Genomic DNA, 16,179 nt, shown 5'->3' on the forward strand with positions numbered 1-16,179 from the left:
CTATGGAACGGGGCCATGGGGGGCATTGCGATGGGGGATCGCAAGATCTTGTCAGAATCGTCCGCTGCCGAGTGCAGTACGGATACAGGTGCGCAGGTTGCGCTGGAAGACATTGGGTTGCGTGCCGCTACGGAAGCGGATGCGGATTTTCTGCGTGAGGTGTTTTCGTCCACGCGCGTGGACGAGTTCGTTCGCGCGGGTTTGCCTGCCGAGCAGATCGAGCCTTTGCTGGCCAACCAGTTTTCGATTCAGCACGACTACTACCGCCGGCATTATCCGGTGGGGCGTTTCGATGTCATCACGTACGGCGGAATTCGGGTAGGGCGGCTTTATCACGATTGGAGCGGCGATGCCGCGCAATTGATCGACATTGCACTTTTGCCGGCTTATCGCGGCATGGGTATTGGTTCGCATCTGATGCGCGGGCTGGTGCGCGAGGCCGCCTGCAAGCACGTTCCGATGCGCTTGTATGTAGAGCACGACAATCCCGTTCGCGCGCTCTATCGCAGGCTTGGCTTCGTCACGAGCGGGGAGAACGGCATCTACGAACTGATGGTGAGAGCAGCCATGCCCTTTGATGAAGAAGGGCCGAGGCAATCTTCGAACGACGATTTTCAATCATCGGCATTTGCGTAGCGTTCGCGGCACTGATGCGAACCAAATAGGGGGACGACATGCAGCCTGTTCCGACTCATGCAGCGCTTACGGCAGCGCTGGGCCAATTGTTCGTACTGGAGGCCGCCGACGGCCAGCGGCTTGAGGTGCGCCTGGCGGCAGCACCGAGCGGTGTTGCCATGGAAGAAGCCTACGCCTGCTACAGCGCCACTTTCGAATTGCCGATGGGCGCCTGGCTGCCCCAGGACACTTATCGCATCACGGCACCCGACGGCTCGTCCTGGGAGTTGCTTGCTACACCTACCCGGCCCAGTGCCGACGGCCGGGCCAATCTCACGGCGGTCATGCATATCAGCGTTTCACCCCCGGGCATCACGTAAAACCGAGGCGCACGGGAAGCACCACTACTCGATCCATCACTGTCAAAAAGGGGGAAATACCATGAGTGATCCGTTCCTTGGCGAAATTCGCATGGTCGGTTTCAACTTTGCACCAACCGGTTGGGCGTTGTGCGCCGGAAACTTGATGTCGATCAGTCAGAACACGGCATTGTTTTCGCTGCTTGGCACGTTCTATGGCGGCAACGGCACGACGAATTTCGCCTTGCCCGACCTTCAGGGGCGCTCGCCGGTCGGTACGGGCAACGGCGTGGGGCTTAGCCCGATAACGATCGGCGACAAGGCCGGTGTTGAAATGACCACGCTCACCATCAACCAGATGCCTTCGCATACGCATGCTGTACAAAGCGGCGGTACTGTGAATGTCACCGGCAGTGTCGCCGTACCGGCTTGTTCGTCGCCGACGAGCGGAACGGTCGGAGGCACGCCGGCGAACAACACGGTGTTGGGCACGCTGACGTCTGGCGGGCGCGCCGGCGAGCTGTACACCACGACCGCTGCCAATACCACGCTGCTACCGTTCAATGTGCAATCGACCGGAACGGCACCCGCCGTCACGCTCGCCAATACGGGCGGCAACTTGCCGGTGGCGATACGCAATCCCTACCTGGGGCTGACCTGCATCATCGCGTTGCAGGGTATTTTCCCGTCGCGCGGTTGATCGGGAAGGTATTCGAGTTGTTCGCATAAAAACTGGCGCGCCCGGCATGGGCGCGCCTTCATTTGCCACGGCGCACTATGTCAACGTTTAGTGAAGACGCAGCTCCGGTGTCGACGCATGCCTGGCATCCGTTGGCGGTAGCACGGATGCCTGTCGGGGCGCCGACGAAATTCGTCACAACTGGACTCTTGTGACGTGCGTCACAAATAAGGCAGCATTACAAGCCGACGCTGGTTTTGTAATTGACGAAATTTTGAGCAGCGCTCGCGGCGTCTGGTCGAATCGCAAGCTTCGCCTTCGCGGCAGGGGAATCAGGCGGCTGGCACACAAGCTGCATTGAATTTTGGGGTAACCGCAGCCCGAGGGACCAACTGGCTGCGGATCGTGCGTGAAGTTGGTCGCGCTGTTACCGCATGAAGTTCGGCGCCTGGGCAAGGGCGCCTCACAGGGGACAATCGAGTGAACCACATCTTTCGGCTGGTCTGGAACCGCAAGCTTGGCGTGCTTCAGGTGGCGCCCGAATTCGCGCGCGGTCGTACCAAGGGCGGACGCAGCGCAGAAGGCGGTACGCGTCGTGCCGCGTGGTTGGCCGGCATTCCCCTGAGCCTGCCGCTGATGGTGTTTGCTGCGGCGCCTTCACCGGGCATTGTCTCGGCAAAAGTTGCCATCGTCGCCACTCCCGCGGTGGCGGCCAACGCATTGCCTACCGGCGGGCAGGTCACCAGCGGCGCCGGCCAGCTGGCGCAGCGCGGCGACACGCTCACCATCACCCAGCAGAGCCAGGATCTCTCGCTCAACTGGCAGACTTTCAATATCGGCAGCCAGTCCACCGTGGACTTCGTGCAGCCGGATGCTTCAGCCATTGCGGTCAATCGCATCGCCGATACCAACGGCAGCCAGATCTTCGGCCACCTCAACGCCAACGGGCAGGTGTTCCTGATCAATCCCAACGGCGTGCTGTTCGGCCAGGGCGCGCAGGTGAACGTGGGCGGCATCGTCGCGTCCACGCTGAACGTCGCCGATAGCGCGCTGGGCACCGGTTCGCTGAGTTTCAGCGGCAGCGGCAAGGGCAATGTGACCAATCTGGGCACCATCAATGTCAATGGTGGCGGCTATGCGGCACTGCTCGGCAATCAGGTCGGCAACCAGGGCGCGATCCACGCCCAGCTGGGCAGCGTGGCGCTGGCCGGCGGCAGCGCCGTAACGCTCAATTTCAGCGGCGACAAGCTGGTAAGCGTGCGCGTGGACAAGAGCACGCTGAATGCGCTGGCGCAGAACGGCCAACTGATCCAAGCCGATGGTGGCAACGTGTGGATGACTGCCGGCGCTCGCGACAGCGTGCTGGCCAGTGCGGTGAACAACACCGGCACCATCGAGGCGCAGACCGTACAGAACCAGAACGGCCACATCATGCTGATGGGCGGCATGGGTGCGGGCACGGTTTCAGTGAGCGGCACGCTCGATGCCAGCGCGCCCCAAGGCGGAAGCGGCGGCCAGATCGAAACGAGCGGTGCGCAGGTCAACATCGCGGACAACACCAAAGTCACTACGGCCGCGGCCCTGGGCCTGGCCGGAACGTGGCTGATCGACCCCAACAATTTCACGATCGCACCCGGCAAGGCCGGAACGATAACGGGCGGCGTACCTTCCGGCGATGTTTCAGGCGCCACGCTCAGCAGCGCATTGAACGGTGGCAATGTCACCATTGAGTCCAGCGAGGGCAGCACGTCCGGCGTCGGCAACATAAACGTGGACGACAACGTGAGCTGGAGTACGCATACGCTCACGCTGGATGCCCAGAACAACATCAACATCAACGGCACGATGAGCGCGGGCACCGGAGCGGGGCTCGCGCTGAACTTTGGCAACACCAACGGTTCTTCGAGCACTACGCCAACGGCCGGCACCAGCGTCAATGCAGGCCTGAGCGACGCCGGCTTTTATGGCCAGGTGAATTTCGCGGGCAGTAACACGCTGAGCATCAACGGCACCAGCTATACGCTGATCAGCAGCGAGTCGGCGCTGCAAGCCATGACGGCGAGCGGCCACTATGCGCTTGCGGGCAATGTGGCGGCCTCCACTGCGTTCACCCCGATCGCAACCGTCGCCGCACCGTTCACGGGCGTGTTCGACGGCCTTGGCCACACCATCAGCGGCCTTACCGTCACCAGTTCTACGGCCAGCGTTGGCCTTGGTCTTTTTGCAGCAAGCTCAGGCGCGATCCGCAACGTCGGCCTGACGGGAGAGAGTATTTCGGGTTCGGGTGCGCAGTCTCTCATCGGTGGCCTGGTTGGTGAGAACGATAGTCCGGGCACCATCAGCAACGTTTTCACCACGGGCACGATGGCCGGCACGGGTACCGGCTCCTCGGGCGGCGAAACGGTCGGCGGATTGGTCGGCGAGAATGCCACGGGTGGCACCATCACCAACTCCTTTTCCAAGGGAGCCGTCAGTGGTTCGTCGTACCTCGGCAATTTCGGCGGCCTGGTCGGAACCAACTACGGCTCGATTACCAATGCCTATGCAACGGGCACCGTGAGTGGCAGTTATGGCGCTAGCGGAGCCGCAGCGGACCTTATGGGCGGTTTGGTCGGCTACAACTCGGGCAGCATCCAGAACGCTTACGCAACGGGCAATGTGACCTGGACCGGCGGTGGAGCGAACAACGAAAACTACATGGGCGGACTGGCAGGCAGTAACGACGATGCCAAGAACCCCAGTTCGATCACGGACTCCTACGCCACGGGCAAGGTGTCTTTGTCCAGTTCGGATAGCACCGACGTGCTTGGGGGATTGATCGGGTATTTTGCCGCCGGCACGATAACCAACAGCTTTTGGAATACCACGACCAACAGCGGGTTAAGCGGCCTCGGTAGCGGCACTACGACAGGGGTCACCGGTCTGTCCACCGCCAACATGATGACTCCCGCCAACTTTACCGGTTGGACCATCGCAACCAGCGGCGGCAGCAGCGATCCGTGGCGCATCTATTCGGGCAATACCATGCCCCTGATCGAAGGCCTGCTCGAGCCGCTGACGATCACCGCAAGCAACCAGACGGCGACGTACAACGCGACCAACCAGGACGCCTCGGTACTGAGCTATTCCACCTCGCCGAATCTTGCGCTCATCACATTGGGCCTGACCGCCGCGCAGCACGCCGGCACGTATACCGAGAACGTCTCGTCGGCTTATTCCACCAATTACGACCTGTCCTTCGTTACGCCGAGCGCCACCCTTACCATCAATCCGGTGGTGTTGTCGGTGAGTCTTACCAATAGCGGCGTCACCAAAGTCTACGACGGCACGACCAGCGCGCCGTCCGGCTTTACCCCGACGTACAGCTACAGCGGGCTGCTTTCCGGCGATACCAGCATTGTCATCAGCGATAGCAGTGCGGCGTATAACAGTTCGCACGTCACGAGCGCTTCCCAGGTCACCGTGTCGGGCCTCGGCATCAGCACCGTTAATGGCAGCCTCGGTTCGCAGCCCGGCGATTACTCGCTTGCGTCTTCGTCCCTGAGCGTGGCGGCCACCATCACGCCCAAGACGCTCACGGTCACGGCACCGACCATCGGCGGTACCTTGAGCATGGTGTACGACGGCAGCACGACGGCAGCCGGCGCCAGTTTGTCCGGCGGCAGCATCAGCGGCGCTATCACTGGCGACACCCTGGCGCTTGATACCAGTGGTATCAGCCTCGATTACAACAGCAGCCACGTGGTGGGGGCCAACAGCATCAGCGCCAGCGGCAGCCTCGGCGTGACCATCAGCAGCAGCATCGATGGCAGTCTGAGCAGCGATTACACCATGGCGTCGCCGACCATTGCTTCGGTGGCCGGGAGCATCACGCCGGCGCCACTGACGGTCAGTCTTGGCAATACCACCAACGTCACCAAGGTCTACGACGGCACCACGTTGGCGCCGTCCGGGTTCAGTGCGGTCTACAGCTTCAGCGGCCTGATATCCGGCGACACCGCCACGGTGAGCAGTGTGGATACGCCGGTATTCAATTCGGCGCACGTCCTTTCGGCAACGGCAATTACGCAAGGCGGCCTGTCGCTGAGCACGATCACCGGCAACGGCAGCGACAATTCCGTACTCAGCGACTACAGCTTGTCCAACTCCACGGCTTCCACCGGTGCGGGCATAGCCGGCATTACGCCGAAAACCTTGACGGTGACGGCACCGGTCATCGGCGGCGTGCTGACCAAAGTCTACGACGGCACGACACTGGCGACGGGTGCCTATTTGACGGGAGGCAGCGTCAGCGGCGCGATCACCGGCGACACCCTGGCGCTCGATACCAGCGGTATCGGGTTGGCCTACAACAACGGTCACGTGGCGAGCGCAAGCAGCATCGACGCCAGCGGCACTCTCTCGGTGGATATCAGCAGCAGTACAAACGGCAGCCTGAGCTCCGACTATCGTGCCTCGCTGCCTTTCATCGCCGACGTCCCTGCCAACATCAGCCCGGCAGTGCTCACGGAACAATTGACCAACGCCGGCGTCACCAAGGTCTACGACGGCACGACTGCTGCGCCGTCCGGCTTTACACCAACGTACAGTTACCAAGGCTTTGTCTCCGGCGACACCGGCGCCACGCTGCTCGATACTGGCGCGGCCTACGACAGTGCGCACGTCGCAACCGCCACCCAGGTTACGGTATCGGGATTGAGCATCGGCAGCATTACTGGCGCCAATGGTTCGCAAGCCAGCGATTACGTGCTGTCATCCGGCAATGCGAGCGTGCCGGCGTTGATTACACCTGCACCGCTGTCGGTGTCGCTCGGCAATACCACCAACGTCACCAAGGTCTACGACGGCACCACGGCGGCGCCCAGCGGCTTCACTCCGATCTATGACATCGCGGGACTGGTGTCCGGCGATACCGCGACGGTGAGTAGCGCGGATACACCGATATTCAATTCGGCACACGTCGTATCCGCCTCGGCGATCACGCTGGGCGGCCTGTCCCTCACATCGATCACAGGCAACGGTACCGACAATTCCGTGTTGGGCGATTACAGCTTGTCGAACACCACCGCTTCCACCGCGGCAGGGGTGGCGGGCATCACGCGGGCAACGCTGACATTGACGCTGACCAACGGCGACGTCACCAAGACCTACGACGGCACTACGAATGCACCGGCCGGTTTCAGTCCGACGTATAGCTATGGCGGGCTGGTTGCCGGCGACACCGGCGCCGACGTGAGCGACACCGGCATCGCTTACAATAGCGCACACGTGGTGAGCGCCACCGATGTCGAGGTGTCGGGCCTTAGCATCAACAGCATTACCGGCAGCAATGGCTCGCTGACCAGCGATTACATCCTGGCCTCCAACAATGTAAGTGTGGTAGCCGCCATCACGCCGGCGCAGCTGGCGGTTTCACTCGCTAATGCCGGCGTTACCAAGGTCTACGACGGCACCACGGCGGCGCCAGGCGGCTTCACACCGTTTTACAGCATCACCGGCCTGGTTTCGGGCGACACCGCCACGGTGAGCAGTGTTGATACGCCGGTGTTCAACTCATCGCACGTCGCGTTGGCGAACGAGGTCGAGCAGGGCGGGCTGTCGCTGGCGTCGATCGGCGGTAACGGTATCGATGGCGATTACGTCTTGTCGAGCACCGTGGCCACTACCGCGCCCGGCGCGGCGAGCATCACGCCGGCAACACTGACGGTGACGCTGACCAACAGCGGTGTAACCAAGGTTTATGACGGCACGGCGAATGCACCGGTCGGCTTTACGCCGACGTACGGCTTTACCGGGCTGGTCTCCGGCGATACCGGCGCCAGCCTGACCGACACGGGTGTGGCCTATAACAGCGCACACGTGACCAGTGCCAGCGACATCTCCGTATCCGGCCTGGCCATCGGCAGCATTGCCGGCAGTGACGGATCGCTGGCCAGCGATTACAGCTTGTCTTCTACCAGCGCGAGTGTGGCCGCGAGCATCACGCCGGCCACGCTGACCGCCACGCTCACCAATATCGGCGTCACCAAGGTTTATGACGGCACGGCGAATGCGCCGGCGGGCTTTACGCCGACGTACAGCTTTACCGGGCTGGTCTCCGGCGATTCCAGCGCCAGCCTCACCGACACCGGTGCGGCGTACAACAGTGCGCACGTCGCCAGTGCCAACGATCTGACCGTCTCGGGCCTGAGCCTCAGCGGCATCACCGGCAGCGACGGTTCGCAAGTCAGCGATTACAGCCTGTCCTCCAGCAGTGCGAATGTGGCAGCGAGCATCACGCCGGCCACGTTGACGGCCACGCTCACCAATACCGGCGTGACCAAGATCTACGACGGCACGACCAATGCGCCAGCCGGGTTTACACCGACGTACAGCCTTACCGGACTGGTCTCCGGCGACACCAGCGCCAGCCTCGCCGACACCGGTGCGGCGTACGACAGCGCGCACGTCATGGACGCCACCGAGGTCGCGGTATCGGGCCTGACCCTCAGCGGCATCACCGGTAGCAACGGCTCGCAGGCTAGCGACTACGCGCTGGCGTCGAACGTTGTGGCTGTGCCGGCCACCATTACACCGGCCACGTTGACGGCCACGCTTACCAACACCGGCGTCACCAAGATCTACGACGGCACCACCAACGCACCGGTCGGCTTTACACCCACTTACAGCTTTACCGGGCTGGTCTCCGGCGATACCAGCGCCAACCTCACCGACACCGGTGCGGTTTACAACAGTGCACACGTGGCCAGTGCCACCGACCTCACGCTATCGGGCCTGGGCATCGGCAGCATCACCGGCAGCGACGGTTCGTTGTCCAGCGACTACAGCTTGTCCTCCAATAGTGCGAGTGTGGCGGCGAGCATCACGCCGGCTACGTTGACGGCGACGCTCACCAACACCGGCGTCACCAAGGTCTACGACGGCACCACCAGCGCACCGGCCGGCTTTGCACCCGCATACAGCTTTACCGGACTGGTCTCTGGCGATACCAACGCCAGCCTCACCGACACTGGTGCGGCGTATAACAGCGCGCACGTTGTCGATGCCACCGATGTCCTGGTCTCGGGTCTGAGCCTCAGCGGCATTACCGGCAGCAATGGCTCGCAGACTGGCGACTACGTATTGGCGTCGAACAATGTGAGCGTGTCGGCCACCATTACACCGGCCACGTTGACGGCAACCCTCACCAATACCGGCGTGACCAAGGTCTACGACGGCACCACCAACGCACCGGCGGGCTTTACGCCCAGCTACAGCTACACCGGACTGGTCTCCGGCGATACCGGCGCCAGCCTCGCCGACACCGGCGCGGCCTACAACAGCTCGCAAGTGCTCGGCGCCACGGACATCACCGTGTCGGGCCTGAGCATCAGCGGCATTGCCGGCAGCGTGGGTTCGTTGGCCAGCGATTACGCCTTGGCATCGAACAGTGCCAGCGTGGCCGCCAGCATTACGCCGGCGGCGTTGACCGCCAGCCTTACCGGCTCGATCACCAAGGTGTATGACGGCACCACCGCCGCTACGCTCACGCCAGGCGACTACGCACTGAGCGGTTTCGTCAGCGGGCAGGGCGCAACGGTGACGCAGACCAGCGGCACCTACAACAGCAGCAACGTGGCGAGCGCCACGACCGTCACGGCAACGCTGACCGGCGGCGACTTCACCGCCGACAACGGCACGGTGCTGTCCAACTACACCTTGCCCACGAGCGCAAGCGGTGCAGCGAGCATCACGCCGGCGTTGCTGGTGGTGACTGCGAACAACGCCGGCAAAACCTACAACGGCGTAGCCTATAGCGGCGGCAACGGCGTGACCTACAGCGGTTTCGTGAATGGCGAAAACCCGTCGGTGCTCGGCGGCACGCTCGCCTACGGTGGAAACTCGCAGGGTGCGGTCAACGCGGGCTTCTATACCCTTACGCCGAGCGGCCTGAGTTCCAGCAATTACCTGATCAACTACGACAACGGCATGCTGACGGTAAGCCCGGCCACGTTGACCGCCAGCCTCGTCGGCACGGTGAGCAAGGTGTACGACGGCACCACGGCAGCGACACTGGCACCCGGCAATTACATGCTGACCGGAGTGATCGGCAGCGACGCGGTGAGCCTCAACGATCCGACCTCCGGCCTCTACGCCACCGCCAATGTCGGCAACAACATCAACGTGGAAGTGAGTGGCTTGGCGGTCGGCGGCAGCAGCGCGGGCAATTACATCCTGAGCAACAGCACGGCCACCGCACCCATCGGCGTCATTACCCCGGCCCGGCTCGTCGTTACGGCCAATAACGTCAGCGCCGTCTATGACGCGCAAGCGTACAGCGGCGGCAACGGCGTTACCTATAGCGGCCTGGTGGACGGGCAGACTGCGGCCGTACTGGGCGGCGCGCTGACCTACGGCGGCAATTCGCAGGGCGCCTTGAACGTGGGCAACTATGCCCTTACGCCCGGCGGTCTTGCCTCCAACAACTACGCCATTACCTACGGCAGCGGCACGCTTTCCATAACCCCCGCCACGCTGACGTATGTGGCGACGCCGGTGCAGGTATTTGCCGGCCAGGCGATTCCCATGCTGAGCGGCACGGTCACCGGCTTCATGGGAAGCGACACATTGACCAGCGCCACCAGCGGCACGTTGAGCTTTGCGACGCCTGCCACGGCGCACAGCTTGGCCGGGCAATACGCGATCGACGGCAGCGGCCTGGCGGCGAACGATGGCGACTATGTCTTCGTGCAGGCAGCGGGCAACGCGCTGGCGTTCAATGTGCTGGCTAACAGCGATAGTGTGTTGCCTGGCGTGGCATACCTGCAGCAGCAACTGGGTCAGCTGGCACCCGTTGTCGTCGGGCAGTCGCCGGGCGGCCTGTCGGTGCCTGCGATGGCCATGATGGCGACCGCGGACGATTCCACGACACCGCTGCAATCTGCCGCTCCGCCTGCTTCGTCGGATCTCTACACGCCGGATGTACGCGTGGTCGGCAACGGTGTGCGTCTGCCATAAGCATTCATACCCTTTCTTTTTACGCCTTTCGGATGCCTGCCTGTGACCCGATCCAACGTGCTGCGCTTGTCGCCCCTCGCCATGGCCTTGTTGGCCGCCCCTGTGTTCGCGCAGCAGACACCGCCCGGTGCCGGCCAGCTGCTGCAGCAGGCGCAACCGCAGCAGCAGCAGCTGCCCAACCGGGAGCCGAAGATACAGATCCAGGCGCCGCCGACGTCCCACGCCACCGACAACACGCCGTTCGAGGTCAGGCAGATCGTCATCAGCGGCAACACGACTTTCGATGCCCAAACGCTGCACGCACTGGTCGCCGACGGCGAAGGCCGCACGCAGACGCTCGCCACGCTCAATGCCTTGGCGCAGCGTATTACCGACTACTACCGCGCCCACGGTTATCCTTTGTCGCGCGCCGTCGTGCCAGCGCAGGCGTTGAATGACGGCGTGGTGCAGCTGCGGGTTGTCGAAGCGCGCTACGACCAGATACAGGTAACCAATCACAGCCGCGTGCAGACGAGCTTGCTCACCGCCACGCTCAGCCCGCTGCAGAGCGGCCAGCTGGTCACGCAGGACTCCCTGGATCGCCAGCTGCTGATGTTGAACGACCTGCCGGGCGTGCAGGGCCACGCGCTGGTGAGTCCTGGCCGCGAGCCGGGAACCACCGACCTCAGCGTCGATGCCCAGCCGTTGCCGGCGGTGAGTGGCAACCTGACGCTGGACGATGCCGGCGATAGGTATACCGGGCGCATCCGTTTAGGCGGCAACGTGACGGTGAACAACCTGACCGGCATGGGCGATGAGCTCAGCGCGGGTCTGCTGGCTTCCGACGGGCACATGCATTACGGCCACCTGGCTTATGACTTTGCGCTCAACGGCGCAGGCACGCGGTTTGGGCTGGCGTACTCGGCGCTGTCTTATCAGTTGGGCGATGGCCTGTCGCGCCTGGATGCACGCGGACATGCCACCGAGGCCAGCGCATGGGTGGGGCAACCGATCATACGCAGCCCCAACACAAACCTCAGCGTGCGGCTGGAAGTGGACAATCATCATCTGGCGGACGACACCGGCAGCACCGGTGTGCACGACGATCGCCACACCTGGGACTGGACGGCCAGCAGCACCTTCGACCATCGCGACAACTGGGGCGGAGGTGGTGTGACGCAGGCGCAACTGTCGCTGACCCGCGGGCAACTGACTTTCGACAACCCGATAGCGAAAGCCAGCGATGCGGTGACCGCCGACACGCAAGGACACGAGTTGCACTGGGACGGCATCATAAGCCGCCTGCAGACGCTCACCGCCACGACGCGGCTCTACGCAGCGATCAGTGGTCAGTACAGCCATCGCAATCTGGATTCTTCGGAGCAGTTCCTGCTCGGCGGCATGCAGAGCGTGCGCGGCTACGAAGTGAGTACGCTGGCCGGCGCCTCGGGTTATCTGGCCACGGTGGAGCTGCGCCACGACCTGCGCCTGCCCGGTGGTGCCTGGCAGGGCAGCGTGTTTGTCGACCAGGGCGGACTTTGGATCAATCCGCAGCCGTGGGCCGGCAACATCGGCGGCAACCATGCCACACTGAGCAGTGTTGGCCTTGGGCTAAACTGGGCCGGTCCTGATCAATGGGTGGCGCAAGTGCAAGTAGGTCAACCGGTAGGCAATACGCCAGAACTGGCGGGCAAGCGCCCGTCCACGCGGGCATGGGTCCAGCTCAGCAAGGGATTCTGAGGTGTCCGTGCCCACCTTCGTCGGCGTCACCGGCTTGCCGCGTGCGGGCTCGACATTGCTGTGCCAGCTGCTTGCGCAACATCCCGAGATTCTGTGCGAAGGACATAGCTCGCCGCTGTGCAATACCTTGCTCGGTATCCGGCGCATGATCAGCGACGATCAGTTCTTCCTGTCGCAGTTGGACTCATCGTTCGAGACCAGCTACGCGCACCTGGCGTCGGCCATGAAGGGGTTTCTGCACGGCTGGTATCACGACAGCGGCACGCACCGCGTGGTGATCGACAAGAATCGTGCCTGGCTGCATGCGGTAGAGCTGCTTCTGCACATCGAGCCGGAAGCCAGGTTGATCGTTTGCCTGCGCGAATTGGGGCAGATCTACGGGTCGATCGAAGCGCAGCACCAGCGCACGATCCTGGTGGACTTCATCGACCATCTGGCGGATTTCGACCGCTTCGGCCGCGCCGACGCGCTGTTCGCCAAAGACCGGGTGATCGGCTCGCCGCTCATCGGGCTGCAGGCGGTGCTGGATTTGCCCGAGGCGGTGAAGCAGCGGTTGTACTTCGTGCGCTTCGAAGACCTCGTTGCGCAGCCGGTGAAGTGCATGTCGCACCTGTACACGTGGTTGGGGCTGTCGCCGTTCGAGATCGATCCGGAGCGGCTCACCGCTGGCGCGCACGAAAGCGACAGCCACTATCGGATGAAGTATCCGCATCGGCAGTCCACGTGTATCGCACCTCCTGTGGAGCATGCCGTGCCGCCACGCATACAGAAGCAGATCGAGTCGGTGTGGGCATGGTTTTATCGGCTTTACTACGGCGAAAAATCGTAAAAGCACGCGTCGGGAATTATTTGGTTTTCCAAGGCGGATTATTCACGCTATTTCCACGCGGGTGCGTGATAGTTTCAAAAGGCTAACGGGGAATTCAGGGATTCATTTAGTCGGCCAGGATTGGTCCACTTGCTTTGTTCGTAATTGACCGTCGAACTTTTCGACGTTCTTTTGGCGTTTCTATTGGTTGGCTTGCCTCTCTGGCTTCGCGCTGGCGTGTTCTGTTGTGTTCGTTACGGGTGCTCGGGTTAAAGGCCTGATCGCCACGATGTCTTGCGCACTAGTTTCAATGCCTTCACGTCCTTCGACTTCAATACTGTTGTTGAAGCGAAGGGCATTACTTGTATACCTTCCATCAGGAGAGAGCCAATATGCGCGTTAAATTCGATCGTTTGGGTTGCTTGCTTGCATGCGGTGCGTTTGCTTTGATCGCCGGCGGCTTCGGTGAGGCGGCTCTGGCAGCGCCCGTTGAGGGTCAGGCCAGTCTTCAGCTGAAGCACGTATTTGCAACGTTGCAGACTGGCCAGCAGGACCAGAAGCCGGAAGATGTCGCTGCCTGCCGCAAGCAAGTATCGTCGCCCAACTCCCGCTATCTCGGCATTACCGTCACCACCAAGTATTCCGTCGACCCGCAAACGCTGATCATGAGCGCCTCGTCGATGTTGCCCTCGCCGCAAGCGACTAAGCCGGTCATGCTTACCATCAAGCTGTCGCCGCTGGGCATTGATCGGCAGTACGCTTTTGGCGCGTTCCGTCCGACTGCAATGCCTAACACCTACGTTCTGTATTCCATGGGAACGGATTTCAAAAATAAGCAATCGTCGATACTGGTTCTCAACGAAGGCGGAAATTTCAACTGCCTGGTTACCAGCAATCCGTCGCCGTTCAATGGTGGATTGAGCGCCAAGCTTGGCTCCGATCAAAAGTAACGATGCAAAAAACGCCCCGGCTGTTGGCCGGGGCGTGAGCGCTCATCCTTCAAAGTGGCGGATCAATAGCCGCCCAGATCCTTCAGGATATTGTCGGCCGCCTGGAAGGCGAGGGCGGCGATGGTCAAGGTTGGATTGCCGGTGGCGATGGTGGGAAATACGCCGCTGCCTACCATGTACAGATTGCCGTGATCCCACGATTGCTGGCGGCTGTTGAGCACGGAGTTGGATTTTTCCGTGCCCATGCAATACGTGCCCACGATGTGCCCCGCACCGTAGAACTTGAAGTTGGTCCCCTGGTACTGGAAGTTGGTGGCGGTGACCTCGTCCGCGGTACCGTAGAGCACCGGAGGCGGAGGCGCCTTGGTGTATTCGGTCGCACCCATCGCTTTGAATATCTCGGTGGACACTTCTTTGGCCGACACGAAGGCGTTGCGTTCGTAATCGCTGCTAAGGCGATAGGTCACCAGCGGGCGCGGCAGGCCGAGGTGGTCGGTCTCCGTTTCCGAGAGCTCCACGCGATTTTTCGGATCGGGCAATTGCTCGATCAGATAGCCAAGGCGTATCTGGCGAACGTAGATGGCATTGAGCGTGTCGACCAGTTGCTTGCCGAACAGCGTGCTGTTGGGCGGCAACGCCGGGTTGAAGCGCAACGCCTGGCCTTGTTCATTCACGGAGTCGCCGTTGAGCTGACTCCCATTCTGGCCGAATACGAAATCCGCCAGTGTGGTCGTGGGGTCGCCCACTGCCCACTGCCAACCTTCGTTGCCGATTTCGATGCGATAGGCGGCGCGCTTGCTGCGAAACGCGCCGTCGCGCACCGACTCGAAGCCGGACGACGAAAGCGGGCCGCGGAACGCGTAAACCGGATCCTTGGCCAGGCCCCACGCCAGGTACATCACGTGGTCCATCAGGTTGCGTCCCACCTGGCCGCTGGAATTGGCGACGCCCTTGGGGAACTTCGCGTTCTTGTTGGACATCAGCAAGAGTTTGGGCGTTTCTATCGCGTGTGCGGCGAGCACGTAAATGCTGCCGACCGCGGTGCCCGTTCCGGTGGCGGGGCCGAGGTGATCGGCATAGGTGATGTAGTCGATGCCGGTCACGGCGTCACTGGTCGGATCCAGCCGGACGTTGCTGGCAACACAGCAATACACGATGTCTACGTTGCCGGTCTGCAAGGCATTGGCCAGCGTTACGGTGGCATCGTATTTGGCCTGGATCGGGCAGATCGGAATGCAGTTGGTGTTGCCCGCGCACTGCCGCCGGTCGCCCGGCAACGAATTGCGGCCTTGCGGCGTGGACGTGGAGTAGAGAGGGATGCCGTCCACGGTCAACGACGTGACCGGGCTGACATCGAATGCCTTGTCGACCAGCGATTCCACGATGGCCGGCATCGGGTAGGCGTAATTCGGTCCGCCGGAGGTCATGCCGAACTGCGTGTAGATTTTGCTCCATGCCTGCGCATCGCCGGCTACGCCGATTTCCCGCGTGGCTTTCTCATAGTAAGGCACCAGTGCCTGATAGAACGTGTCGCCGCCGGGCCAGTCAACGCCCTGGTCGTACATGGTCTTGAGCACGAAGTCGTGCGTGAAGTGCCGCAGGCTGGTGCCCAGCCAATGCCAGGTGGTGCCGCCGCCGATGCGCTCGTAGGAGCTGGCGAAAGCGAACAGCGCATCGGGGCTGTCGCCTTTCAGGCCGAGCGCTTGAGGCGGATAAGTGAAATAGCACTGGTCGGGTTTGCGCCACGCGTTGATCTGCAACACGGTGTAGCGCGGCACGTTTTCTTTGGCCGGGTCGGGCAGGCCAAGCGGATTGGTGGGCGTGGAAGCGTTGGGGTTCTGCGTGGTCGGCGGATACGGCGATTCGGGCGTCTTTGCATTGGCCTTGTAGAAGGTTTGCATATAGCCGCTGCGATCGACCGGCACGGCTTGCCCGGCCTCGAGAATCAGCACCTTCTTGCCCTGCCGGCCGAGTTCGTAGGCCACGATCGAGCCTGAGATGCCCGAGCCGACGATGACGACATCATAAGTTTTGGTGGTCATCCCTGATCTC

General features: G+C 62.3%; 8 protein-coding genes. 7 read left to right on the plus strand and 1 reads right to left on the minus strand.

Annotation, left to right across the window (positions count from 1 at the left end; translation table 11 throughout):
- Positions 1-48: 48 nt before the first annotated feature.
- From ISS99_RS05310 to ISS99_RS05340, 7 genes are all read left to right on the plus strand, one after another.
- Positions 49-636 (plus strand): GNAT family N-acetyltransferase, encoded by a 588-nt coding sequence (locus ISS99_RS05310; protein ID WP_204630557.1) that lies wholly within the window; start codon positions 49-51, stop codon positions 634-636.
- Between the two features lie 38 nt (positions 637-674).
- The gene (locus ISS99_RS05315) at positions 675-995 is read left to right on the plus strand and encodes a DUF6916 family protein (RefSeq protein WP_204630558.1); all 321 of its coding nucleotides are present in this window, start codon (positions 675-677) and stop codon (positions 993-995) included.
- Between the two features lie 61 nt (positions 996-1,056).
- Positions 1,057-1,674, plus strand: a complete 618-nt coding sequence (locus ISS99_RS05320) for a phage tail protein (protein WP_204630559.1) — start codon at positions 1,057-1,059, stop codon at positions 1,672-1,674.
- A 459-nt stretch (positions 1,675-2,133) separates the two neighbouring features.
- Positions 2,134-10,650, plus strand: coding sequence for a YDG domain-containing protein (locus ISS99_RS05325; RefSeq protein WP_204630560.1), 8,517 nt, complete (start codon positions 2,134-2,136; stop codon positions 10,648-10,650).
- A gap of 42 nt (positions 10,651-10,692) precedes the next feature.
- Complete coding sequence (locus tag ISS99_RS05330; protein ID WP_204630561.1) at positions 10,693-12,369, plus strand: ShlB/FhaC/HecB family hemolysin secretion/activation protein; 1,677 nt, start codon at positions 10,693-10,695, stop codon at positions 12,367-12,369.
- Position 12,370: 1 nt separating this feature from the next.
- A complete protein-coding gene (locus tag ISS99_RS05335) occupies positions 12,371-13,198 on the plus strand; it encodes a sulfotransferase family protein (protein WP_204630562.1) in 828 nt (275 codons plus the stop codon).
- Between the two features lie 341 nt (positions 13,199-13,539).
- Entirely contained in the window at positions 13,540-14,127 is a 588-nt protein-coding gene (locus ISS99_RS05340; RefSeq protein WP_239537700.1) for a hypothetical protein, read from the plus strand.
- A gap of 62 nt (positions 14,128-14,189) precedes the next feature.
- On the opposite strand, the gene ISS99_RS05345 is transcribed toward ISS99_RS05340, so the two are convergent.
- Positions 14,190-16,169 carry a GMC family oxidoreductase gene (locus ISS99_RS05345; protein ID WP_204630563.1) on the minus strand — a complete coding sequence of 660 codons (1,980 nt, stop codon included), beginning with the start codon at positions 16,167-16,169 and terminating at the stop codon, positions 14,190-14,192.
- Positions 16,170-16,179 lie beyond the last annotated feature (10 nt).

This window comes from Dyella mobilis (assembly GCF_016904945.1).
Taxonomy (GTDB): domain Bacteria; phylum Pseudomonadota; class Gammaproteobacteria; order Xanthomonadales; family Rhodanobacteraceae; genus Dyella_B; species Dyella_B mobilis.

What these genes read in the sequence shown, in the direction of transcription:
- ISS99_RS05315 (WP_204630558.1), top strand. Translation starts at nt 675, where the DNA reads ATGCAGCCTGTTCCGACTCATGCAGCGCTTACGGCAGCGCTGGGCCAA.
- ISS99_RS05320 (WP_204630559.1), top strand. Translation starts at nt 1,057, where the DNA reads ATGAGTGATCCGTTCCTTGGCGAAATTCGCATGGTCGGTTTCAACTTT.
- ISS99_RS05345 (WP_204630563.1), bottom strand. Translation starts at nt 16,169, where the DNA reads ATGACCACCAAAACTTATGATGTCGTCATCGTCGGCTCGGGCATCTCA.